Source organism: Methylobacterium guangdongense, from assembly GCF_038442355.1.
Classification (GTDB): domain Bacteria; phylum Pseudomonadota; class Alphaproteobacteria; order Rhizobiales; family Beijerinckiaceae; genus Methylobacterium; species Methylobacterium guangdongense.
Genome location: NZ_JBBXMX010000002.1, coordinates 16,243 through 40,676 on the forward strand (window position 1 = coordinate 16,243; position 24,434 = coordinate 40,676).

General features: G+C 69.6%; 17 protein-coding genes. 4 read left to right on the forward strand and 13 right to left on the reverse strand.

All coding sequences use genetic code 11. From position 1 onward, the window contains the following. Nucleotides 1–131 precede the first annotated feature (131 nt). The 9 genes from lpdA to gloB form a co-directional block, all read right to left on the reverse strand. Nucleotides 132–1,535, reverse strand: a complete 1,404-nt coding sequence (lpdA, locus tag AAHG09_RS03855) for a dihydrolipoyl dehydrogenase (protein WP_342105508.1) — start codon at nucleotides 1,533–1,535, stop codon at nucleotides 132–134. 61 nt (nucleotides 1,536–1,596) lie between these two features. After that, nucleotides 1,597–2,352, reverse strand: coding sequence for an SDR family oxidoreductase (locus AAHG09_RS03860; RefSeq protein ID WP_342105510.1), 756 nt, complete (start codon nucleotides 2,350–2,352; stop codon nucleotides 1,597–1,599). Between the two features lie 7 nt (nucleotides 2,353–2,359). Continuing rightward, on the reverse strand, nucleotides 2,360–3,673 hold the full coding sequence (odhB, locus tag AAHG09_RS03865) for a 2-oxoglutarate dehydrogenase complex dihydrolipoyllysine-residue succinyltransferase (protein ID WP_342105512.1): 1,314 nt from the start codon (nucleotides 3,671–3,673) through the stop codon (nucleotides 2,360–2,362). A 94-nt stretch (nucleotides 3,674–3,767) separates the two neighbouring features. Further along, entirely contained in the window at nucleotides 3,768–6,758 is a 2,991-nt protein-coding gene (locus tag AAHG09_RS03870) for a 2-oxoglutarate dehydrogenase E1 component (protein ID WP_342105513.1), read from the reverse strand. 175 nt (nucleotides 6,759–6,933) lie between these two features. Then, nucleotides 6,934–7,818 (reverse strand): succinate--CoA ligase subunit alpha, encoded by an 885-nt coding sequence (sucD, locus tag AAHG09_RS03875; RefSeq protein WP_012317924.1) that lies wholly within the window; start codon nucleotides 7,816–7,818, stop codon nucleotides 6,934–6,936. A 2-nt stretch (nucleotides 7,819–7,820) separates the two neighbouring features. Beyond that, a complete protein-coding gene (gene sucC / locus AAHG09_RS03880) occupies nucleotides 7,821–9,017 on the reverse strand; it encodes an ADP-forming succinate--CoA ligase subunit beta (protein ID WP_342105515.1) in 1,197 nt (398 codons plus the stop codon). A gap of 113 nt (nucleotides 9,018–9,130) precedes the next feature. Next, complete coding sequence (gene mdh / locus AAHG09_RS03885) at nucleotides 9,131–10,093, reverse strand: malate dehydrogenase (RefSeq protein WP_342105516.1); 963 nt, start codon at nucleotides 10,091–10,093, stop codon at nucleotides 9,131–9,133. A gap of 399 nt (nucleotides 10,094–10,492) precedes the next feature. Continuing rightward, on the reverse strand, nucleotides 10,493–11,128 hold the full coding sequence (locus tag AAHG09_RS03890; RefSeq protein WP_412759998.1) for a TetR family transcriptional regulator: 636 nt from the start codon (nucleotides 11,126–11,128) through the stop codon (nucleotides 10,493–10,495). 291 nt (nucleotides 11,129–11,419) lie between these two features. After that, complete coding sequence (gene gloB / locus AAHG09_RS03895; RefSeq protein WP_342105519.1) at nucleotides 11,420–12,196, reverse strand: hydroxyacylglutathione hydrolase; 777 nt, start codon at nucleotides 12,194–12,196, stop codon at nucleotides 11,420–11,422. Between the two features lie 152 nt (nucleotides 12,197–12,348). On the opposite strand from gloB, the gene AAHG09_RS03900 reads away from it, so the two are divergent. After that, the gene (locus tag AAHG09_RS03900; protein WP_342105521.1) at nucleotides 12,349–13,083 is read left to right on the forward strand and encodes a methyltransferase domain-containing protein; all 735 of its coding nucleotides are present in this window, start codon (nucleotides 12,349–12,351) and stop codon (nucleotides 13,081–13,083) included. Between the two features lie 79 nt (nucleotides 13,084–13,162). Then, entirely contained in the window at nucleotides 13,163–13,867 is a 705-nt protein-coding gene (locus AAHG09_RS03905) for a MarC family protein (RefSeq protein WP_342105522.1), read from the forward strand. A 24-nt stretch (nucleotides 13,868–13,891) separates the two neighbouring features. Here AAHG09_RS03905 and AAHG09_RS03910 read toward each other — a convergent pair whose 3' ends face one another. After that, nucleotides 13,892–14,944, reverse strand: a complete 1,053-nt coding sequence (locus tag AAHG09_RS03910; RefSeq protein WP_342105524.1) for a hypothetical protein — start codon at nucleotides 14,942–14,944, stop codon at nucleotides 13,892–13,894. Nucleotides 14,945–15,897: 953 nt separating this feature from the next. Here AAHG09_RS03910 and AAHG09_RS03915 point away from each other — a divergent pair. Together AAHG09_RS03915 and AAHG09_RS03920 are read left to right on the forward strand one after the other, a co-directional pair. After that, on the forward strand, nucleotides 15,898–16,731 hold the full coding sequence (locus AAHG09_RS03915) for a nucleotide-binding protein (protein WP_342105526.1): 834 nt from the start codon (nucleotides 15,898–15,900) through the stop codon (nucleotides 16,729–16,731). Beyond that, entirely contained in the window at nucleotides 16,728–17,174 is a 447-nt protein-coding gene (locus tag AAHG09_RS03920) for a hypothetical protein (protein ID WP_342105527.1), read from the forward strand. Before AAHG09_RS03915 ends, AAHG09_RS03920 begins: the two co-directional genes overlap by 4 nt. A gap of 9 nt (nucleotides 17,175–17,183) precedes the next feature. Here AAHG09_RS03920 and AAHG09_RS03925 read toward each other — a convergent pair whose 3' ends face one another. The 3 genes from AAHG09_RS03925 to AAHG09_RS03935 all read right to left on the reverse strand — a co-directional run bounded on the left by AAHG09_RS03925 (nucleotide 17,184) and on the right by AAHG09_RS03935 (nucleotide 24,376). Next, nucleotides 17,184–18,227, reverse strand: coding sequence for a cytochrome-c peroxidase (locus AAHG09_RS03925; RefSeq protein ID WP_342106190.1), 1,044 nt, complete (start codon nucleotides 18,225–18,227; stop codon nucleotides 17,184–17,186). A gap of 142 nt (nucleotides 18,228–18,369) precedes the next feature. Further along, complete coding sequence (gene pbpC, locus AAHG09_RS03930) at nucleotides 18,370–20,499, reverse strand: penicillin-binding protein 1C (RefSeq protein WP_342105528.1); 2,130 nt, start codon at nucleotides 20,497–20,499, stop codon at nucleotides 18,370–18,372. 463 nt (nucleotides 20,500–20,962) lie between these two features. Continuing rightward, on the reverse strand, nucleotides 20,963–24,376 hold the full coding sequence (locus AAHG09_RS03935; RefSeq protein WP_342105529.1) for an acyl-[ACP]--phospholipid O-acyltransferase: 3,414 nt from the start codon (nucleotides 24,374–24,376) through the stop codon (nucleotides 20,963–20,965). Between the last annotated feature and the right edge of the window lie 58 nt (nucleotides 24,377–24,434).

The following is a 24,434-nucleotide window of genomic DNA, read 5'->3' on the forward strand; positions in this document are numbered from 1 at the left end:
GAAAGGTCGAGACCTTTCGCGGGTCCAGGGCAGAGCCCTGGTGCCGGGCTTCGCCCGGTGCCGGGCTTCGCTCGCTCAGGGCGCCGCCCTGAGCACCCGCCAAAGGGCGAAGCCCCTTGGAAACCCCGATCTCAGACGTGGATGGCGCGCTTGTTCACCGCGAGCGCCGCTTCCTTCACGGCCTCGGTGAGCGTCGGGTGCGCGTGGCAGGTGCGGGCGATGTCCTCCGACGAGGCGCCGAACTCCATCGCGACCGCCACCTCGGCGATCAGGTTGCCGGCATCCGCGCCGACGATGTGGACGCCGAGCACCCGGTCGGTCTGGGCATCGGCCAGCACCTTCACGAACCCGTCCGTGGTGCCGTTCGCCTTGGCGCGGCCATTCGCCGTGAACGGGAATTTGCCGGCGTTGTAGGCGACGCCGTCCTTGGTCAGCTCCTCCTCGGTCTTGCCCACCGAGGCGACCTCCGGGAAGGTGTAGACCACGTTCGGGATCACGCCGTAATTCACGTGGCCGGACTGACCGGCCAGCATCTCGGCCACCGCGACGCCCTCGTCCTCCGCCTTGTGGGCGAGCATCGGGCCGGCGATCACGTCGCCGATGGCGTAGATGCCGGTGACGTTGGTGGCGTAGTGCGAATCCGTCTGGATCCGGCCCTTGTCGTCCTTCTGCACGCCGACCGTGTCGAGCCCCAGACCCTCCGTGAAGGGCACCCGGCCGATCGCCACGAGCACCACGTCCGCCTGCAGCGTCTCGGCCTCGCCGCCCGCGGCCGGCTCGACGGTGACGCTGGCCCCGCCCTTCTTGCCGACCTCGACGCCCGTCACCTTGGTGGACAGCTTGAAGGCGATGCCCTGCTTGGTCAGGATCCGCTGGAACTGCTTGCCGACCTCGCCGTCCATGCCGGGCAGCACCCGATCGAGATACTCGACCACCGTCACCTCGGAGCCGAGCCGGCGCCAGACGGAGCCCAGCTCCAGACCGATCACGCCAGCGCCGATGACGAGGAGCTTCTTCGGCACCCGGTCGAGTTCGAGGGCGCCGGTCGAGGAGACCACGACCGTCTCATCGATGGTCACGCCCGGCAGGCGCGTGACGTCCGAGCCGGTGGCGATGACGATGCTCTTGGTCTCGAGCATCTGGTTGCCGCCATCCTCGGCGATGACCTCGACGCGGCCGGCGCCGGCGATCCGGCCGGTGCCATGGAAGGTGTCGACCTTGTTCTTCTTGAGCAGGAACTCGACGCCCTTGGTGTTGCCCGCCACGCCCTCGGCCTTGAAGGACATCATCTTCTTCAGGTCGAGCTTCGGCGTGCCGACGTCGATGCCGAGATCGGCGAAGTGCTTGTTGGCCTCCTCGAACGCCTCCGAGGCGTGGAGCAGCGCCTTCGACGGGATGCAGCCGACGTTGAGGCAGGTGCCGCCGTGCGTGGCGCGCTTCTCGACCACGGCCGTGCGCAGGCCGAGCTGCGCCGCGCGGATCGCGCAGACATAGCCGCCGGGGCCGGTGCCGATGACGACGAGATCGTAGGACATGCAGGTTCGCTTCCGGTCGGTCGTGCCGCGTGCGGGACGGGCAGGGAAAGTCAGGTCGGGATCAGCGGCCGCCGCCGATGTCGAGGATGGCGCCCGTGGTGTAGGAGGCCTCGTCCGAGAGGAGCCACACGATCGGTGCGGCGACCTCCTCGGCGGTGCCGGCCCGGCCCATCGGGACGGCGGGGCCGAGGCGCTCCACCCGGTCGGGCTCGCCGCCGCTGGCATGGATATCGGTGGCGATGATGCCGGGCGCCACCGCGTTGACGCGGATCCCCTCGCCTGCGACCTCGCGGGCAAGCCCGATCGTCAGGGAGTCGATGGCGCCCTTCGAGGCGGCGTAATCCACGAACTGGCCGGGACCGCCGAGGCGCGCCGCCACGGAGGACAGGTTGACGATCGCGCCCCCGGCCCCGCCCCGCTTGGTCGACATCCGCCGCACCGCCTCGCGGGCGCAGAGGAAGCTGCCGACCACGTTGGTGTTCATCATCCGCTGGAGCCGGGCGAGGCTCATATCGGCGACGTCGGACTTCACGTCGACCACGCCGGCATTGTTGACGAGCGCCGCGAGGCGGCCGAGCCCGTCGGCGGCCTGGAACAGGGCGATCACCTCGGCCTCGTTGCCGACATCGCCCTTCACGGCGCGCGCCTGGCCGCCCTTGGCGGTGATCGCGTCGACCACGGCTTGCGCCGCGGCGGCGTCCGACACGTAGCTCAGGCAGACCGCGTAGCCGCGCTCGGCCAGGAGCAGCGACACAGCCCGGCCGATGCCGCGGCTGCCGCCGGTGACGATGGCGACCCTGTTCTCAGCGCCCGCCATGACAGCCTCAGAGGTCCAGCACGAGCCGCGCCGGATCCTCCAGCGCCTCCTTCACCCGCACCAGGAAGGTCACGGCCTCCTTACCGTCGACGATGCGATGATCGTACGACAGGGCGAGGTACATCATCGGCCGCGCCTCGATCTTGCCGGCGCGGACCACCGGACGCTCCTCGATGCGGTGCATGCCGAGGATGCCGGATTGCGGCGCGTTGAGGATCGGCGTCGACATCAGCGAGCCGTAGATGCCGCCGTTGGTGATCGTGAAGGTGCCGCCCTGCATCTCCTCGATGGAAAGCTTGCCGTCGCGCGCCTTCTTGCCGAAGCCGGCGATCTTCTTCTCGATGCCGGCGATGGAGAGGTCGTCGGCGTCGCGCACCACCGGGACGACGAGGCCCTTATCGGTGCCGACCGCGATGCCGATGTGGTAGTAGTTCTTGTAGACGAGGTCCTGCCCGTCGATCTCGGCGTTGACCGCCGGCACGTCCTTGAGGGCGCCGATCACCGCCTTGGTGAAGAAGCCCATGAAGCCGAGCTTCGTGCCGTGCTTCTTCTCGAAGATGTCCTTGTACTGGCTGCGCATCGCCATCACGGACGACATGTCGACGTCGTTGAACGTCGTCAGCATCGCCGCGGTGTCCTGGGCGTCCTTGAGGCGGCGCGCGATGGTCTGGCGCAGCTTGGTCATGCGCACGCGCTCCTCGCGCGACGCATCGTCCGGCGCCGAGGGCGCGCGCGGCAGGGTCGGGCGGGCCTCCTTGGCGGGGGCCGTCGAGGGTCCCTTGGCGATGGCGCCGAGCATGTCGCCCTTGGTGACGCGGCCATCCTTGCCGGAGCCGTTCACGCCCGACGGGTCGACGCCGGATTCGCGGGCGAGCTTGGCCACGGCCGGGCCGTTGTCGCCGACCGGGCGCTGCTGGGCCGCCGGGGCGCCCGCCTCGCCGTGGTTGCCGTAGCCGGCGGAGGAGTCCTGGGCCGGGGCCTCGGCCTTGGCGGGGGAAGCGGCCTTCGGGGCCTCGCTCCGGCTCTCCGCCTTGGTCTCGGCGGCCTTCGGAGCCGCCTTCTTGGCCGGCGCCGCGCCCGCCCCGGCCTCGACGATCGAGCCGAGCAGGGCGCCGGGCTCCACGGTCTCGCCGTCCTTCACCAGGATCTCGCCGAGCTGGCCGGCCGCCGGGGCGTTGACCTCCAGGGTGACCTTGTCGGTCTCGAGCTCGACGATCGGCTCGTCGGCCGCGACCGTGTCGCCCGGCTTCTTGAACCAGCGGCCGATGGTGGCCTCGCTGACGGATTCGCCGAGCGTGGGGACGAGGATGTCGGTAGCCATGGGTCTCGCACTTCCGGATCGGTTGGGCCGTGCCGGACGGCCTGGACAATGAAGGCGGCGGCCCGTGCGAGCCGCCGCCGCGTTCCAAAGAGGATCAGACGGCCAGGGCCTCGTTGAGGAAGGCCTGGAGCTGTGCCTGGTGCTTCGACATCTGGCCGACCGCCGTCGAGGCCGAGGCCGGGCGGCCGACGTAGCGGGCGCGCTTCACCGCGGAGCCGGCCTGGCCGAGCACCCATTCGAGGTAGGGCTCGACGAAGGCCCAGGCGCCCATGTTCTTGGGCTCCTCCTGGCACCAGATCACGTCGGCGTTGCGGAAGCGGGCCATCTCATTGGCCAGGGCCTTCAGCGGGAACGGGTAGAGCTGCTCGACGCGCATCAGGTAGATGTCGTTGATGCCGCGCTTCTCCCGCTCCTCCAAGAGGTCGTAATAGACCTTGCCGGAGCACAGCACGACGCGGCGGATCTTGTCGTCGCGGACCAGCTTGTTCTGCGCGCCCTCCTCCTCGGCGTCGTCCCAGAGGACGCGGTGGAAGGTCGAGCCCTCGGCCAGGGCGGCGAGGCTCGACACGGCTCGCTTGTGGCGCAGCAGCGACTTCGGAGTCATCAGCACCAGCGGCTTGCGGAAGTCCCGCTTCAGCTGCCGGCGCAGGATGTGGAAGTAGTTCGCCGGCGTCGTGACGTTGGCGACCTGCATGTTGTCCTCGGCGCAGGCCTGGAGGTAGCGCTCCAGGCGGGCGGAGGAGTGCTCAGGGCCCTGCCCCTCGTAGCCGTGCGGCAGCAGCAGCACGAGGCCGGACATGCGCAGCCACTTGCGCTCGCCGGAGGCGATGAACTGGTCGATCACCACCTGGGCGCCGTTGGCGAAGTCGCCGAACTGCGCCTCCCACAGCACCAGGGCGTTCGGCTCAGCCAGCGAGTAGCCGTACTCGAAGCCGAGCACCGCCTCCTCGGAGAGCATCGAGTTGATGATCTCGATCGAGGCCTGCCCCTCGCGGATCGCGTTGAGCGGCGTGAAGCGCTGCTCGTTCTCCTGATCGATCACCACGGCGTGGCGCTGCGAGAAGGTGCCGCGCTCGACATCCTGGCCCGAGAGCCGGACCCGGTTGCCATCGAGCAAGGTCGCCCCGAAGGCCAGGGCCTCGGCGGTCGCCCAGTCGATGCCCGCCCCGGTCTCCACCGCCTTGGCGCGGTTGTCCATGAAGCGCTGGATCGTCCGGTGCAGATGGAAGCCCGGGGGCACCTGGGTGATCTTGCGGGCGATCTCCTGCAGGGTCTCGGTCGGCACGGCGGTGCGGCCGCGGCGCGGATCGTCCACGTCCTCGTGGACCGCCTTCACGCCGGACCAGCGACCATCGAGCCAATCGGCCTTGTTCGCCTTGTAATTGTTGGCGACGTCGAGTTCGGTATCGAGCAGCTGCCGGAACTCGGCCTTGCGGGCGTCCAGTGCCTCCTGGGTGACGGAGCTGTTCTCGACCAGCTTGCGGCCGTAATTCTCCAGCACCGACGGATGCTTGCGGATCCGCTGGTACATCTTCGGCTGGGTGAAGGCCGGCTCGTCGCCCTCATTGTGGCCGAAGCGCCGGTAGCACAGCATGTCGATGACGACCGGCTTGCCGAACTTCTGGCGGTACTCGACCGCGATCTTGGCCGCGAAGGTGACGGCCTCGGGGTCGTCGCCGTTGCAGTGGAAGATCGGCGCCTCGACCATCTTGGCGACGTCGGACGGATAGGGCGAGGAGCGCGAGAAGCGCGGATCGGTGGTGAAGCCGATCTGGTTGTTGATGATGAAGTGGATCGAGCCGCCGGTGCGGTGACCCTTCAGGCCGGACAGGCCGAAGCACTCCGCCACGACGCCCTGGCCCGCGAAGGCGGCGTCGCCGTGGATCAGGAGCGGCAGCACCGTGCGGCGCTCGATGTTGGGCTTGGCCCACTGGTCCTGCTTGGCGCGGACCTTACCCAACACCACCGGATCGACGATCTCCAGGTGCGACGGGTTGGCGGTGAGCGACAGGTGGACGTTGTTGCCGTCGAAGGCGCGGTCCGAGGAGGCGCCCAGGTGGTACTTCACGTCGCCCGAGCCCTCGACCTCGGCCGGGGACGCAGAGCCGCCCTTGAACTCGTGGAACACCGCCCGGAACGGCTTGGCCATCACGTTGGTCAGCACGTTGAGCCGGCCGCGATGGGCCATGCCGAGCACGATCTCACGGACGCCGAGCGCACCGCCGCGCTTGATGATCTGCTCCATCGCGGGGATCATCGACTCGCCGCCGTCGAGGCCGAAGCGCTTCGTGCCGGTGTACTTGAGATCCAGGAACTTCTCGAAGCCCTCGGCTTCGATCAACTTGTTGAGGATCGCGCGACGACCCTCGGGCGTGAACGAGATTTCCTTGTCCTTGCCCTCGATGCGCTCCTGGATCCACGCCTTCTCGGCGGGGTCGGAGATGTGCATGAACTCGACGCCGAGCGTCTGGCAGTAGGTCCGCTCCAGGATGTCGACGATCTCGCGGATCGTGCCGAACTGGAGGCCGAGCACGTTGTCGAGGAAGATCGGGCGATCCCAATCGGATTCCTCGGTGAAGCCGTAATGCTGCGGGTGCAGCTCCTCGTGGTCGCCGCGCGGCGCAAGACCCAGCGGGTCGAGCTTGGCGTGCAGGTGGCCGCGCATGCGGTAGGAGCGGATCAGCATGATCGCCCGCACCGAATCCTTCGTCGCCTGCTCGACCGAGACGCCGGTGGTGGCGGAGACGGTGTCCTGCGGCTTGCCGGGCTTGGCCTCCTTGGCGTCCCGGGCGACGATCCGGTCGCCGACCGCCTTCTCCAGGGCGCCCCAGTTGCCGTCCAGCGCCGAGACCAGCTCGCCGTTCAGCGGCACCGGCCAGTTCGGCTTCTCCCAGGACGCGCCGGCGGCGTTCTTCTCGACCAGCGTCTCGTCCTCGCCGAGCGCCTTGAAGAAGTTCTGCCACTCCGGATCCACCGAGGCGGGGTTGCGGGCGTAGGCCGCCTGCAATTCCTCGATGTAGGCGGCGTTGGCGCCGTAGAGGAACGAGGTTTCGAGGAGCGCTTCGTTCACGTCCTGGCGTGCCATGGTGCGTCCATCCTGTCGCGCGGGCAGGAGCCCTGCCCATCAGGCTCTCCGTCAGCGCGGCGGATCGCCCTCAAACCGAGACGGGGCGGGTGAACCGCCCCGCTGAGATCGTCTCTGCACGCCCGATATGGGCGTTGCGGCCCTGCGATGGCCGCAACGCAGGCGCGCGGGCGTCTTAGCCCTTCAGTACCTCGACGAGCGTCGAGCCGAGCCGCGCCGGCGACGGCGACACGCGGATGCCCGCGGCCTCCATGGCGGCGATCTTGTCCTCGGCGCCGCCCTTGCCGCCCGAGATGATCGCGCCGGCATGGCCCATGCGGCGGCCCGGAGGCGCCGTGCGGCCGGCGATGAAGCCGACCATCGGCTTCTTCCGCCCGCGCTTGGCCTCGTCCTTCAGGAACTGGGCCGCTTCCTCCTCGGCCGAGCCGCCGATCTCGCCGATCATGACGATCGACTCGGTCTTCGGATCGGCCAGGAACAGCTCCAGCACGTCGATGAACTCGGTGCCCTTCACCGGATCGCCGCCGATGCCCACCGCCGTGGTCTGGCCGAGGCCGGCATTGGAGGTCTGGAACACCGCCTCGTAGGTCAGCGTGCCCGAGCGGGACACGATGCCGACCGAGCCCGGCCGGAAGATGTTGGCCGGCATGATGCCGATCTTCGACTCGCCCGCCGTGACGATGCCGGGGCAGTTCGGCCCGACGAGGCGCGACTTCGAGCCGGTCAGCGCCCGCTTCACCCGCACCATGTCGAGCACCGGGATGCCCTCCGTGATGCAGACGATCAGCGGCACCTCGGCGGCGATCGCCTCGCAGATCGCATCCGCCGCGCCGGGCGGCGGCACGTAGACCACCGAGGCCTCGGCGCCCGTGGCCTCGCGGGCCTCCGCCACCGTGTCGAAGACCGGCAGGCCGAGATGGCTGGAGCCGCCCTTACCGGGGCTCGTGCCGCCGACCATCTTGGTGCCGTAGGCGATCGCCTGCTCGGAGTGGAAGGTCCCGTTCTTGCCGGTGAAACCCTGGCAGATGACCTTGGTGTTGGCGTCGATCATCACCGACATGATCAGGCTCCCTTCACGGCGGCGACGATCTTCTGGGCGGCGTCGTCGAGGTCGTCCGCCGGGATGACGTTGAGGCCGGAATTGCGGATGATGGCCTTGCCCTGCTCGACGTTGGTGCCCTCGAGGCGCACCACCAGCGGCACCTGCAGGCCCACCGCCTTGACGGCGGCGATCACGCCGTTGGCGATCACGTCGCACTTCATGATCCCGCCGAAGATGTTGACGAGGATCCCCTTCACGTTCGGGTCGGCGGTGATGATCTTGAACGCCGCCGTCACCTTCTCCTCGGAGGCGCCGCCGCCGACATCGAGGAAGTTCGCCGGCTCCTCGCCGTAGAGCTTGATGATGTCGAGGGTCGCCATGGCGAGGCCGGCGCCGTTGACCATGCAGCCGATCGTGCCGTCGAGGGCGATGTAGGCGAGGTCGTACTTCGACGCTTCGATCTCCTTGGCGTCCTCCTCGGTCTCGTCGCGCAGGGCGACGATGTCGGGATGCCGGTAGAGGGCGTTCGAGTCGAAGGCCATCTTGGCGTCGAGGCACTTGAGGTGCCCGTCCGCGGTCAGCACCAGCGGGTTGATCTCGAGCAGGCTCATGTCCTTGGCCACGAAGGCCGCGTAGAGCTTCTCCGTGAGCGAAGCCGCTTCCTTGGCCTGGTTGCCCGACAGCCCGAGCGCCTTGGCGACCGCGCGGCCGTGGTGGGGCATCACGCCCGTGGCCGGATCGACCGCGATGGTGTGGATCTTCTCAGGGGTATCGTGGGCGACCGCCTCGATATCCATGCCGCCCTCGGTGGAGACCACGAAGGCGACGCCGCCCGTGGCGCGGTCGACCAGCATCGAGAGGTAGAACTCCTCGGCGATCTGGGCGCCCTCCTCGATGTAGAGGCGGTTCACCTGCTTGCCGGCCGGGCCGGTCTGGATCGTCACCAGAGTCTGGCCGAGCATCTCGCCGGCGAACTGCTTCACCTCGTCGATCGACTTGGTGACGCGCACGCCGCCCTTGGCGCCCTCGGGCGCGCCCTTGAACGTGCCCTTGCCGCGGCCGCCCGCGTGGATCTGGCTCTTCACGACCCAGACCGGGCCGCCGAGCTCTTTGGCGGCGGCCTCGGCCTCCGACGGGTTGAAGATCGCCACGCCGCGGGAGACGGGCAGGCCGAACTCCTTCAGCACGGCCTTGGCCTGGTATTCGTGGATATTCATCGGAGCCTCGTAGGGAGGGGCGAATGGGAGTAGCGAACAGCGAATAGTCGATGTAGCGCGAGCGGGCCGGTTCAGCCCTATTCGCTACTCCCTACTCCCTATTCGCTTTGTTTCTACGCCAGCGAAGCGTCGACGCCCTTGCAGGCCTCGATGAGGCCCGTCACCGAGGCGACCGACTTGTCGAACATCGCCTTCTCGGCGTCGTCGAAGGTCACCTCCAGGACGCGCTCCACACCGTTGGCGCCGATCACGATCGGCACGCCGATGAACATGCCGGTCACGCCGTACTGGCCGTCGAGGTAGGCGGCGCAGGGCAGGACCCGCTTCTTGTCGCGCAGGTAGCTCTCCGCCATGGCGATGGCGGAGGCGGCGGGCGCGTAGAAGGCCGAGCCGGTCTTGAGCAGGTTGACGATCTCGCCGCCGCCTTTGCGGGTGCGGTCGACCATGGCGTCGAGCTTCTCCTGGGTGGTCCAGCCGAGCTTGACGAGGTCGGTCAGCGGCACGCCGGCCACCGTCGAGTAGCGGGTCAGCGGCACCATGTCGTCGCCGTGACCGCCGAGCACGAAGGCGGTGACGTCCTCGACGGAGACCTTGAACTCTTCCGCGAGGAAGTGGCGGAAGCGGGCCGAATCCAGCACGCCGGCCATGCCGACGATCTTGTTGGTCGGCAGGCCCGAGAACTTCTGCAGCGCCCACACCATCGCGTCGAGCGGGTTGGTGATGCAGATCACGAAGGCGTCCGGCGCGTAGGTCTTGATGCCCTCGCCCACCGCCTGCATCACCTTCAGGTTGATGCCGATCAGGTCGTCGCGGCTCATGCCGGGCTTGCGCGGCACGCCGGCGGTGACGATCACCACGTCGGCGCCCTTGATGGCGGCATAGTCGCTCGCGCCCGCGTAGGTCGCGTCAAAGCCCTCGACCGGGGCGGCCTCGGCGATGTCGAGGGCTTTGCCCTGCGGCACGCCGTCGACGATGTCGAACAGCACCACGTCCCCGAGATCCTTGAGGCCGGCCAGGAGGGCCAGGGTGCCGCCGATCTGGCCGGCGCCGATGAGCGCGATCTTGTTGCGAGCCATGTCGGATCCGTCTCCCTTGCGTATCGATGTCGAGGATGCGTCGGGCCTTGCCGGGACTGCGTGTCCGCTCGGTTCGCGGCGGGATTCGCGGTCCCAAATCTGCGCGGCTGTGTGGCGGAAAAGCACCGTCGCTTCAACCCGATGCGGGTCGGGCGGCCGCGCTCGAGCCGGCGCCGGACGGCCAGACGGGCTCGCCGACGGTTCAAGAAATGCCAGCGCTGCGAAGGTTTTAGGTGCAGTGCAACCTGAGCCGGAGGCGGCGTGAAGCCTCGATGACAGATTCGAAAAGCTGTCATTCCACGCTGGCTGCCGGTCGACGACGTGGTGGACAGCCTGGAAAAAGAAAGGCCCGGACGATGTCCGGGCCTTGCAGGCTGCGATGCGTCGCGCAGCCCGGCGTCACAGCACGCCGGAGCGCAGAACCCGCTGGATCGCGTGGATCACGGCGCCGAAGCGGGCCTCGATGAGGTCGCGCGGCACTTCGGCATCGTGCTGGATCGCCAGGGGATGCGTGAAGCGGTAGCTCGCGTCGAAGATGTAGGCGATCGCCCGCTCCCGGTCCCGGGCCGAGAAGATCCCGGAGGTGATTCCCTCCTCGACCACCCGCTCCACGAGGCTGCGGAGGCGCACCCGGTGCCGCCGGGCGATCGGCCGGGCCGCCACGGTGGCGTCGAGATGGACCGCGAACAGGTTCGGCTCATCGACCAGCGCGTCGCGCTGGACCGTGGCGAGCGCGGTCAGCAGGCGCTCGATCTTGTCGTCGGCCGGGTCCGGCGCATCGGCGATGCCGGCGAGCCGGGCCTCGACCTCCCGGAGCCAGCGCCCCGCCACCGCGTCGAGGAGCGCGTCCTTCGACGGGAAGTAGCGGTAGACGTTGGCGTGGGTCATGCCCGCCTCGGCGGCGACGGCCACGACCGTCACGCGCTTGGGTCCGAGGCGTGAGAGATGCTCGGTGGCGATGCCGAGCAACCTGACATCGGCCGCGACCGGTGCGCGGGCCCGCTGGGGATTGGCCGTGTCACCGACGTCGCGCAGCGCGCTGGCTTCGGCATCGTCCGCGCGCGGGAGCTTGGCCTTAACGGTAAGTGACTCTTCCGTGGATCCAGTGGATTCTGGTTTGAGGAACGGAAGAGGAAGGCGGGAAGTAGACAGGTGGTAGGGCGAGACGGACCCCCATCAGACCGGCTGAAGCGTCCCGGCGCTTCGCGTTGACGTTGCGGCTTCCCCCCGGGAGCCCGGTTACCTGAGCGGATTTAGTCCGCTTAAACACTCCTATGTGTCAGTTTGCCTTGAGAAGGCAACAAATTTTTCTCGTTATCACCTGCGTCAGAAGCGGTTCTTCCACGCCCTAAGAGCGACGAAGACGGTTTCCGGATCGCTTCCTGGTGGCAGATCGACGGATTTGGCCAGGGCCGGGACTGTGCAACGCAGGAATGGGTTCGTGGCGCGCTCCATGCCCATGGTTGAGGGCACGAGGAAGCGGCCCTGCGCCTTCGCGGCCTCGGCCTCGGCGAGGCGCGCCTTGAGTTCCGCGTTGTCGGGGTCGGCCGCCAGGGCGAAGCGGGCGTTGGAGAGTACGTAGTCGTGTCCGCTGAAGACCTGCGCGGTATCGGGCAGGTCGTCGAAGCGCCGCAGCGACCGGTAAAGGGTCTCGGGCGGGCTCTCCATCACCCGGCCGCAGCCGAGGGTGAACAGCGTGTCGCCCGCGCAGACGAGGCCTGCCTCGGAGAACCAGTAGGTGATGTGATCGGCGCAATGGCCCGGCGTCTCCCAGACCTGGGCGGCCAGATCGCCGACCCGCACCGTGTCGCCCTCGCGGACGGCGAGATCCACGTCCGGGACCGCATCACCGGCCCTGGCGGGCGCGACGACCCGGGCGCCGGTGGCCTGCTTCACCGCCGGGATGCCCTCGACATGGTCGCCGTGCCGATGGGTGACGAGGATGTCGGTGAGCGTCCAGCCGGTCTCGTCGAGGGCCTTCAGGACCGGTCCGGCCTCCGGCACGTCGATTGCCGCGCAGGCCCCGGTGGCGGGATCGCGGATCAGGACGCCGATGTTGTCGCTGCGGCACAGGAAGGTGCGGATCTCGGTCTCGGCGGCCATTCGGACAGTCTCCTCGGGGCGCGAACGCTGTCGCCGTGAACAGGCGGCCCCGCAGCCGGGTTCCGTGAAGCCCGTCCCGTCACGCTTGCCCCGGGCGGTCGGTGTCACCATTGAGTACGACAACCGTTCCCGAGTCGGTAGCCTGCTTCTCCATGCGTCTCGACGTCAACGGCTTGCGGGCCTTCTACGCCAGCCCCCTGGGCCGCACGACGCATCGCGTGGTCGGCCGCTCGATCCACGGATTCCTCGGCTCGGTCTCGGGCCTGCGCGTGCTCGGGATCGGCTACGCGATGCCGTATCTCGGCCCGGTCCACTGCATCGCCGAGCGCACCATCGCGTTCATGCCGACCAGCCAGGGGGTGGTGAACTGGCCGCCGAGCGGCCGCTCCTGCACGGCGTTGGCCGATCCCACCATGATGCCGCTGCCCGAATCCGCGGTCGACCGGATCATCCTGATCCACGCGCTCGAGGCGGTCGAGAGTCCCTCGGAGCTGCTCCAGGAGGTGTGGCGGACCCTCACCCCCGGCGGGCGGATGATCCTGGTCGTGCCGAACCGGCGGGGGGTCTGGGCGCGGCGCGAGGCGACGCCCTTCGGCCATGGCCAGCCCTACAGCCGCTCGCAGCTCGGGCGGCTGATGCGCGACACGCTGTTCTCGCCGGTGAACTGGGCCGAGACGCTCTACATGCCGCCGGTTCGCTCCCGCCCGATGCTGCGCACCGGGCCGGCCTGGGAGTGGATCGGCACCGGTTTGTCGCTGCCCTTCGCGGGGCTGCACGTGGTCGACGCGACGAAGCAGCTCTACCGGCCGGTCACGGTGCGGCAGGTGCGGCGCGCCCGCCGCCTCGCCCCGGCCCGGGTGCTGGTGCCGGCGCCTGCCCCCGGCTGAGCGGGCGCCCGTCCGCGGAAACCGGATTCCGTCGGCGCCCCGGAGGGCCTAGGAGGACCATCCGCACGGAGCGGTCCCCATGAGCCTCGATTTCACCGTCCAGCAGTTCCTGCTCGCCCTCTCGGGCCTGATCGCGATCGTCAACCCGATCGGCGGCGCCTTCATCTTCGCCCAGGTGACCAGCGCCTACAGCCACGCCGAGCGCGTGCTGCTGTCGCGCCGGATCGGCGTCTACGCGGCGCTGGTGATGCTGGGCGCCCTCTGGGCCGGGACGCCGATCCTCAACTTCTTCGGCGTCACCCTGGCGGCCCTGCGCATCGCGGGCGGGCTGGTGGTGATGTCGTCGGCCTGGACCCAGCTCAACCGGCCGGAGGCGCGCGAGGCGCGCAAGCAGGCCGAGGCCTTGGGTTCGAGCGGTCGGGGTGCCGCGGCTCCCTCCGAGCCGGCGCCCGCGGCGCTCTCGGAAATCGCCTTCTTCCCGCTGACCCTGCCGTTCACCACCGGGCCGGGCACGATCGCGGTGGCGATCACCCTGGGGGCGAACCGGCCGAACGCGTTCGCCGAGCGGGCCGGGTTCTATCTCGGGGTCACGCTGGCGGCGCTCGCGGTCGCCGTCACGGTCGCCTTGCTGTACGCCTCGGCCGACCGGGTGGTGGCGCTGATCGGCCCGGCCCGGGCCCGGGTGGTCGGGCGCCTGTTCGCCTTCCTGCTGCTCTGCGTCGGCACGCAGATCCTGATCAACGGCCTCACCGACGTCATCGCGCCGCTGCTGGCGGCGCGATGAGACCGGGCGGCGGGCGGAGAGCGGTCAGATGACCGGCAGGGTGCCGGCGCCGCCGAACAGGGCGGCGTGGCCCGCGTAGTAGAGGAACAGGAAGAGCGCCAGCGCCGCACCGTACCATGCCGGCGCCAGGAGCGCCTGCCGGGCGCGCACCGGGACCCGGACGTTGTCGGCGGCGATCGCCAGCAGCACCACGATGATCCCGGAATGGCCGATCGCGTCCACCTTGCCGAACTCGAAGACCGCCGAGACGAAGATCGCCGCCAGGATGATCGCCGCGCAGCGCCGGACGAGCGGCGTCCAGACCAGCGCGAAGGCGAGGGTGAACTCGATGACGCCCGCGGCCTGCATGAACAGCTCGGGCGTGGCACCCATGGTCATCTGCGGCTTGGCGGCCAGCAGCGGCGCCGACCATTCCGGATAGGCCCACTTCTCGATCGAGGCCCACATCAGCGTGATCGCGGCAGCCCAGCGGACGATGTCGAGGGGGCGGATGTCGAAGGGCTTCAGGCCGAGACCCTGGGCGATCAGGTAGACGGCGATGCCGAGGAAGATCGGATAGTCGGCGAGGTGGAACACCCCGTACTGGGCGGTCGCGTAGCTGAACAGGAAGACGAGGCCCAGGCCCGTGATCGGCATCGTGCGGCGCCAGATCAGGCAGCCGGCCAGAGCGAGCTGGAGCCACGGGATCCAGGTCGCGTCGGTCTTCAGCTCGGGCGTCAGGATGATGCCGCCGAGATCGAACAGCGACACGAGGAAGAAGCCCAGCGTGGCGCGCACCAGAAGCTCGGTATCGGTGCGGATCCGCGTCGTCACCCGGTCGAGGGCGTTGAGCAGCGCGCCGCCGAGCGGCGTGCCTTCGGCCAGGCATCCGAATGTCAGGCAGAGCAGCGCGAGGCCGGTCAGCCATTCAAAGTTGAGACATAGCACCTGCTCGAGGCCCTGCGGCTGCCCGGCCACGTCGTAGGCGCAGAACCACTTGACGTGTGCCTCGGCGGCGCTTGTCCCGCCTAGGATCAGGGGGCCGGTGATACCGAGGGTGCGGGCAACCGGAACCAGCTTTGTGTTGGGTATTGGCATTGTGCCCTCGTCGCAGCGCAACGACGCCGTGGTTACCGGGCGATTTAAATAGATACGTCCGATTTTAGCCAATGGTTTGTTAACGAATGTGAGTGAAAGGTTAACGCTGTGGATCGCGTTGAGATCGCATGAAATCTCGGTCTGGCCGCGTCGTGCCGGCACGCGCAGGCGTGAATCCGCCGACGGCCCGTTGCCGAACAACCAAATTCTCGGTTGCTGTTTTGAGCGGCTGCGCGACCGGCAGTCTTCGATGCCGCTGAGACGTGCCGGGTCTGCATAGCCCTGCGCCGTCCACTAAATCTTGCCGATCGACGTCCTGCCCTGACACCGCACAGTTCGGCGTTCGATCCACGATGCCTGGACTGATAGTACTATCATGTTGGGATGCGATTGATATATACGCCAGTAATGCAGTATATATCAAGATTTATCTACTATTGAGTTGTATTTATTGCTGATAAAGACCGGAATTATGGTGAGAGTGATTCGTTAATGTTTAGGCTGTAGCGGAAAAAGGCCCGCAGACAACGCAAGCCTCGGGATTGCAACTTGCGTGAGCGCGCGCGTTGTTTGGTTGGCCCGAGCCCGGAGGGTGATGCCGGTGAGGCTGTTCTGCCGAGGCTGGGGCCGAGTGACGGGGTGCATGCGATGGGGAGGGACGCCATTTCGAGGCCCGACACACCTGTCGACACCCAGCGACCGCGCGACTCTCTGAACCGCGGCGCGGGATGGCTCGTCGCCCGGCCGCAGGCGCTCCGGGCGAATCGCCGGGGTCGGCCATCGTTCCTCCGCGCAGGGCCGGCCGCTCGGAGATGACCGAGACGGCTCCCTGACGGTGCTCCACCCCCGGGCCGGCCCCGGGCGCACCGCATCCATCCTGACATCCCCGCGGGACGGTCCCCGGGCGCCTCGGCGCGCGGCGGCGGCCCGGTCCATCAGCAAGGAGAGACTTCATGAGTGACGAGACGCAGACCAAGGTACTGCCCTGGTACAGCCCGGACGAGATCCAGTTGATCCAGCGCGACCTTCTCGGTTCGGCAGCCAAGATCCTGATCCTCTGCCTGGGCGGCAAGGGCGGTGTCGGCAAGACGACGATCGCGCTTCAGGTCGCCGATCTCTGCGCCGAGGTCAGCCCGGTCCTGGCGATCGACACCGATCCGGCCAACCGCCATTTCCACACGGCTTTAATGCAGGAGACCAACCCCGGCAGCGATAATTTCGTGCCCCGCCGGCCGGACATCACCTGCTTCCGTCAGCGCCTGCGCGCGGAGGACAGCACCGGCCGCGTCGACCCGACCCTGTGCCAGGACATGATCGAGCACGTGATCGAGGCCGCCGAGCGCTTCGTGGTGGTCGATTTCCCGGCCGGCGACACCGAGACGACCCGCCGCTGCGCCGAGATCATCATCGAGAGCTGCCGGGAGTCGAACATCCGCCTCGCCGTGGTCGTCGCGGCCGGTGCCGTCGATCCGACGGCCCTCGATGTCCTGCGCGAACTCAAGCCGATGCTGATCGAGTGTGACCGCGCGATCCTGGCCAAGAACACCGCCCAGGCGACCAATTTCGATTACCTCGAATCCTCCGACCTCGTGAAAGCCCTGCGCAAGCAGCCGAACTTCCGCGTGATCGAGATCGAGAAGATCGGCGAGCGCCTGGTCGAGGCCCTGCGCGTGCAGAACATGACGTGGCAGACGCTGGCCAATACGGCGCCGATGCGCCTGCGCGTTGAAGGCCGCCGCCTCCGGCGCAACTTCCACCAGGTCTGGCGGGAAGCGCTCCGGCCGTGACCAACCTCGAGCGGTTCTACCGGTCGGTCCACGGCCGCGATCTTCAGCCCTGGGAGCGTCAGCTCGCCGTGCGGATCGCGGCCGCCTTGAACACGACGACGGACGACGACTTCGTCGTCCACCTGCTCCTCGTGTACATGTCCACCAACGCAATCACCAACATGTACAACGAGTTGGTGGCTGCGCGGAACACGCTCGCCGAAGACAACCGCGACCTGATCCAGACCGTCACGAAGGATCTGCGCCGCAACAGGCTGCTGACCTACGGCCTGCTCGGTGCCGTGGCACTCTGCCTCGTCACCAGCGCCTGGACCCTCGGCACGGTCCTCACCCTCCCCAGCGGCATCGCCGTCAACGGGGGGCGCAACACCGCCCTCGCGCCGGATTCCTACGACCCCCGCGGCGCGGGGCGGATCCCGCGCGGGCCGGACCTCAACCGCTGAACGACGACGTCAGGGCGCCGGCGGCTGCGCCGTGAACGCGGCGGTGACGAGGTCGCGCTCCGTGCGGGCCGACAGCGTCGCCAGGAAGGCCAGGAGATCGCTCCGCTCCGTAGCGCTCAGATGGAGCGGCTTGATCAGCCGGGAGCGGCTCGGGCGGTCGATCCCGCCGCGGTCGTAGAGATCGATCACGGCTTCGAGGTTCGGCACCGATCCGTCGTGCATGTAGGGGCCGCGCTCGCCGACCTCCCGCAGGGTCGGTGTCTTGAAGGCGTAGCGCAGCGCGACCGAGGTCGGCTTGAAGCGGCCGCGGCCGATGTCGGTCCCCGAACCGACGCCGATATCGTGGAACGAGTTGTCGGTGAACGACCAGCCGGAATGGCAGTTGGCGCAGCCCGCCCGGCCGTTGAACAGGTCGAAGCCCCGCTTGGCCGGCTCGGCGATCGCGTCCTCCTGGCCGGCGATCCAGCGGTCGAAGGGGGCCGGCTCGACCACGATCAGGCGCTCGAAGGTGGCAAGCGCCGCCTCCAGCCGCTCGCGGGTCACGGCGGGATCCGCGAACGCCTCCTTGAAGGCCGCGGCGTAGTCCGGGTCGGCGGAGAGCCGGGCGAGGGCCTCGCTCATCGGCAGGTTCATGTTGCCCGGGGCCATGATCGGCATCGCGGAGACCGATTCGAGGGTCGGGAACTTGCCGTCCCAGCCGAGCGGACCGTCCTGCCAAGCGACGTTGAGGACCGTCGGCGTGCGCAGGTCCATGTCGCCCTGCTGGCGCGTGGCCGCGCGGGCGCGCCCGTCCGCCCAGGCGAGATCCGGGACATGGCAGGTCGCGCAGGCCCGGGTCCGGTCGCCGGACAGGATCGGATCGAAGAACAGGCGCCGGCCGAGCTCGGCCTTGGCGGCCGTGTACGGATTGCCGGCGGGGAACGGGATCTCGGTGGGCGTGCGATAGGTCTCGCGCCAGCCGGCGCGGCGCGGATCGGCACCGCCGCCGACCCCGACGCCCACCCCGACGAACCCGAGTATCGCCGCGACCGCGGCGCCGACCTTCCACGCCATCATCAACCTCACGGGGCGGTGCTACACTCCTATTCGTTGATGACCGATGAATCTCCGCATGAATATTTCGGCGCCCGACAGTGCAACTGTATGAAAAACTTCGGCGCGGCCAAGCTTCCGCCGTGCAATCGGTGGTGTCCGGCTATTCGAGCCGAACCGCAACGCTGTCACTCGCTCCAGTTGAATCAAGAACGGAGATACGCGCGAAGCCGGCGCCCTGCGGAAACCATTCGGCGCGGTGCCGGAGGGATTGTGCGACCGGTTGTCCATCGATCAGCCACGTGAGCGGCGGCACCCCGCCCAGGGCCTTGAGGGCGAGCCCCGATGCCCCGGCCGCACCTTCGTGGCCGCCCGGCGTCAGGCCGAGGTCGATCCGCGCGCCGTCCGGGGGATAGGCGATGCGCAAGCTCGGGCCCGGCGCGCCGGCCGCGTCCCGCCCGAGCCGCTGCAGGGGCGGCGGCAGGCTGCCCGATCCGGCCATCAGGGTATCGGCGGGGCGGGGAACCGGCTCGGGCTCGCCGCCGAGGCGCGCGAAGGCGTCGAACAGGATCGGCGCCGCGACGATCCGGCCGACGAGGCCCGGAACCGCCGCCCCGTCCGGACGCCCGGCCCAGACCGCCACGGTGACGCGCCGGTCGAACCCGGCCGCCCAGGCGTCGCGGTAGCCGTAGGAGGTGCCGGTCTTGTAGGCGATTCGGTTCGGGAGGGCGTTCTCGGGCGGCGGCGTGCCGCGCAGGATGTCGGCGACGTACCAGGACGCCACCGGGCCGGCGATCCGGTGCCCGGGTCCGGGCGCCGCCGCCTCGGCGCGGCGCTGGAGATCGGGCAGCGTGCCACCGCGACTGAACCCGGCATAGAGCCGTGCGAGGTCGGTGAGGGTGATGCCGAGGCCGCCGAGCGCCACCGGCAGGCCGGGCGCCGCCTCGCGGGGCAACTGGATCCCGGCGCCGGTCGCGCGCAGCCGGGCGATGAAGCGCGCCGGGCCGACCGCCTCCATCAGCGCCACCGCGGGGACGTTGAGCGACAGTTGCAGCGCCCGCCGGGCCGTGATCGTGCCCTGGAAGGTCAGGTCGAAATTCTCCGGGGCGTAGTTCGCCGAGAAGCGCGTCGGGCGGTCCTCCAGCAGCGTCTCGGGGTGGGCCAGGCCATCCTCGAACGCCATGGCGTAGACGAACGGCTTCAGGGCGGAGCCGGGGGAGCGGATCGCCAGGGTCATGTCGATGGCGCCGCGCCGGGACGCATCGAGGTAGCCGGCGCTGCCCACCTGGGCGAGGATGCGCCCGTCCCGGTTGTCGAGGACGAGGATCGCGGCCGAGAGGTCGGGTCCGGCCGCGGCGGCGCGCTCGGCGGCCAGCGCCTCCAGCCGCGCCTGCAGGGCCCCGTCGATGGCGAGGCGGATCGCCGGGTTCGCCGGATCGGCCGCCACCGCCTCCTCGGCGGCGTGCGCGGCCAGCATCGGGAAGGGCTTTCGCCCCATCGGGACCGGCTCCGCCTTGGCGGCCTCGGCCTCCGCCATGGTCAGGACGCCCCGGGCGCTGGCGCGATCGAGCACCCGGTCGCGGGCGGCGCGGGCGCGGTCCGGGAAGCGGTCCGGCCGGCGCGCCTCGGGGGCCTGCGGCAGGGCGACGAGGAGCGCGGCCTGCGCCGCCGTGAGCCGTGCGGGCTCCCGCCCGAAATACGCGAGGCTCGCCGCCCGGACGCCCTCCAGCGGGCCGCCATAGGGGGCGAGCGCGAGGTAGAGGTCGAGCATCCCGGGCTTGCCGAGGCGCCGTTCGAGGGTCACGGCGCGCACCATCTGGCGCAGCTTGGCGCCGAGGGAGCGCTCGCGCCGCGGCTCGACCAGGCGGGCGACCTGCATCGACAGGGTCGAGCCGCCCGACACGATGCGCCCCCGCGTCAGCCACTGCCCCGCGGCGCGCAGCAGGGCCGCCGGATCGATGCCGGGATGGCGCGCGAAGCGACGGTCCTCGTAGGCGAGCAGCATGGCCTGGAAGCGCGGATCGACCCCCTCCGCGGTGACCGGCAGGCGCCAGCGCCCGTCCGGGGTCGCGAAGGGGCGCAGCAGCGTCCCGGACCGGTCGAGCACCACGGTGGAGCGTGCCGCCGCGGCCGCGAGGTCGAGGGGCGGCAGCGTGGTGGCGTAGAGCCACACCGCGCCCAGGCCGGCCACCAGCAGGCCCAGCCCAAGCCAAGCGGCCCTGAGGCCGGCGCGCGCGGACGCGCGCCGCGCCGGGGGCGCTTCTCCGTCGGGGTCGAGCCCGTCCTTCGGCACGTCTCCTCCGGAGTCAGGACCCGCCATCCGGCGTGCAGGATTCCCGGTTCCCGCCGCTCAGGCAAGCTTAGACGAGGGCGGCTCCGGCTCCCCTATGCCGATGCTGCGCCGATCCGCGAAATCGGGCCGTTCCGCCCGATCGATCCGGACCGGGAACGGCACCACGTTCGATGCGACCGGCGCTGCCGCGGCCTCGAGGGCCGATGCGATCCCACGGGCCCTGCCGGGCTTCAGCCAGCGCCCGACGCGCTTGAAATACGTCCGCCTCGTCAACCAAGCCGGAACGTGTCCCTCCTTCGCCATGATCTGCCCCTCTCGATGCAATCCGCGATGACGACATCCAGTCCGGCAGCTCGATCGCATCGGCGGATCGAATCGGGACTGTATTCGTGATACGAGTGCATACCAGGGGTTGTCGCATCCTCCGTTTGGGTGATGCGGTGCGAGGGACCCGAGGCGGCGCTCAGGCGGCTGCGGATTCCTTCGCCCGCTCCAGCGCCAGCTTGGTGACCGCCACCTGATCGACCTTGCCGGTGCCGAGCATCGGGATCGCCTCCAAAACCACGACTTCCGCGGGAATCGCCACGTCGGAGGCGCCGCGGCCCTTGGCGAAGCTCTGATAGGCGGCCCGGGTCGCGTCCTTCGCCTGCGTGAACAGGATCAGGCGCTCGCCCTTGCGCGCGTCCGGCACCGCCGCGACCGCGCTCAGGCGGTCGGGCCAGAGCTCGGCGGCCAAGGCCTCGATACCGGCGAGCGAGACCATCTCGCCCGCGATCTTGGCGAAGCGCTTGGCCCGGCCCTTGATCGTCACGAAGCCCATCGCGTCGATCGCCACGATGTCGCCGGTGTCGTGCCAGCCGCCGGGCGGCGGCTCCAGCACCCCGGGCTTCTCGGCGCGCAGGTAGCCCAGCATGATGTTGGGGCCCTTCACCGAGAGGCGCCCGCCCGCCTCGATCCCCGGCACCGGCTCCAGCCGCGTCTCGATGCCCGGCAGGATCCGCCCGACCGTGCCGAAGCGGTTGAACATCGGCGTGTTGAGCGCCACCACCGGTCCGCACTCGGTGACCCCGTAGCCTTCGAGGATGCGCAGGCCGAACTTCTCCGCCCAGGTCTTGCGGGTGGTCTCCTTCACGGCCTCGGCGCCGGCCACGACGTAGCGCAGCGAGCGCAGGTCGTAGGAATGGGCCGACCGGGCATAGCCCATCAGGAACGTGTCGGTCCCGAACAGGACCGTGCTGTTCGAGCCGTAGATCAGCTCCGGCACGATCCGGTAATGCAGCGGCGACGGGTAGAGATAGACCGGCACGCCCGAGACCAGGGGCAGGACCAGCCCGGCCGTCAGGCCGAAGGCGTGGAACACCGGCAAGACGTTGAACACCTTGTCCATCGGCCCGAAATCGATCCGGGCCGCCACCTGGGCCACGTTGGCGAGCATGCAGCGGTTGGCCAGCACCACGCCCTTCGGCGTGCCCTCGCTGCCCGAGGTGAACAGCACCGCCCCCGGATCCTCGCCGCGGCGCGCGACCAGCGGGCGGCGGGGCGCGAGGAAGCCGCGAATCTTGTCCCCGGTCGTGATGCCGGCCCGCACGTCCTCCAGGTAGATCAGCTCGACCGAGCCGCGGATCGCCTCGATCAGCGGCCCGAGCCGGCCCTTCTCGATGAAGGCCCGGGATGTCAGGACCTTGCTCACCTCCGCCGCCCGGCAGGCCGAGAGCACGTTGGCGGGGCCGGCGGAGAAGTTGATCATCGCCGGCACCCGGCCCGCGGAGGCCAGCGCGAACAGCGTTACCGCGGCGCCGTTGGCGTTCGGCAGCATCACACCGATCCGACCGCCTACGGGGGCGAGCGGCATGAGCTTGCGGCCCAGGATGTTGGCGCCCATCACGAGCCGGCTGTAGCTGAGTCGACCGCCGACCGGATCCTCCAGGGCGTTGCGGCGCCAGCCGTGGAGGTCGCCCGCCTCGATCAGGGCCGCCATCAGGCCGCGGTCGATATCGGCGGTCCGGAACACGAGGTCCGACATGATGCCGTAGAGGGCGGCACCGGCCGCCTGCCGGCGGGCCTTGCCCCTGAGGGCGGGATCGACGGTCAGCCGCACCGGCGGCATCACCGTCACGATCACCTTCGGCCACCAGGTGCGGCTGACCTGCCGGCGCGACAGGCGCGAGAAGGTGGTGCGCTCCAGACCGTCGATCTTGACCGGCACGACCATGGCGCCGGACTTGTCGGCGATCAGCCCGGCGCCGTCATAGACCTTCATCAGGCTGCCGGTGACGGTGAGCCGCCCCTCGGGGAAGATGATCAGGGTCTCGCCGCCCTTGACGGCGTTGATCAGCGTGCGCGTCGCCAGCGGGCGCGTCGGATCGAGGGGCATCGCCTTGGTGACCCGCAGGAACGGCCGCACCCACCAGCGCTGGGCGATTCCGCTGTCGACGGCGAAGACCGGCTCCTGATCGAGGAGCGACAGGGCGAGCGGGGCGTCGAGGAACGAGACGTGGTTGAGCGCCACGATGGCGTTCGGCCCGGCCGCCGCGATGTTGTCGAATCCCCGCACCTCCAGCCGGTAGAAGGCCCGGAACAGGATCGACAGGGCGTCGCGGAACGGGCTGGTCGGCAGGGTCGCGAACACGATCGCCCCGACGATCAGGTTCAGCACCGCGACGACCGCGAGGAGGCTGGCGATCGAGAGGCCCGCCCCCTGCAGCGCCGCGAGCGCCAGGGTCCCGGCCACCATGAAGGCCGCCGTCATGACGTTGACCGCGCCGATGATCCGCGCCCGCATCGCCTTCTCGGCCCAGGCCTGCACGGCCGCGAAGGACGGCACGATGTAGAGGCCGCCGGAGACCGCGAGGCCCAGGAAGTCGATGGCCGTGCGCAGGCCGTGGCCGGTCGCCAGGACATCGAACGGGCCGATCGCCTCGGCCGGAGGCGCCGGCAGATGGCCGATCGTCCAGGCGAGGTCGAGGCCGAACAGGCCCATCAGCACCGCGCCGACCGGCGTCGGCAGCAGCACGATCCGGCCGCTGGCCAGCCAGGAGGCCAGCCCCGAGCCCAGGGCGATGCCGATGGAGAACAGGGCGAGCAGCAGCGTGATCACGGTCTCGGTGCCGTTGAAGGCCCCGCGCACCAGCACCGGCAGGAGCGAGAGCACCACCACGCCGACCAGCCAGAACCAGCTTACGATCAGCGAGCCGCGCCACAGGCGCGTGTCGGCCCAGAGGTCGCGCAGCAGCGACGCCGTGGAGCGCGCGACGTTCGGGTCGACCCGCAGGTCCGGCGCCCCCTCCCCGGTCGCCGGGATCATCCGGGCCGAGAGCCAGCACAGGACCGCGAAGCCCATCACCAGGGCGCCGAACAGGAGGCCGGATCCCCCCATCGCCGAGGCCGCCCCGGCCGCGATCGTGCCGAGGAGGATCGCCAGGAAGGTCGCGGCCTCGACGAGCGCATTGCCGGCGGGCAACTCCTCGCGCTTCAGGTGATCCGGCAGGATGCCGTACTTGATCGGGCCGAACAGGGCCGCGATCGTGCCGAACAGGCCGAGCGCCACGAACAGCACCGGCACGGAATGGAGCAGGAAGCCGAGCACGGCGGTGCCGGCGGCGAAGATCTCGGCGAACTTGAGCCGCCGCGCCATCAGGGCCTTGTCGTACCGGTCGGCCCACTGGCCGCCGAGGCCCGACAGGATGAAGAACGGCCCGATGAACACCGCGCTCGCCAGCGTCACCAGAACGCCGGCATGGGCATCCGCCTCGCCGCCGATCCCGAACAGGATCAGGAAGGCCAGGGCGTTCTTGAGAAAATTGTCGTTGAACGCCGAGAAGAACTGGCACCAGAACAGCGGCGCGAAGCGCCGCGCAGTCATCAGGGTACGGAACATGGCGATCTCTCGTTCCGAGCCTGACTGGCCTACCCGATACGCTCAGGTCAAATCGGAA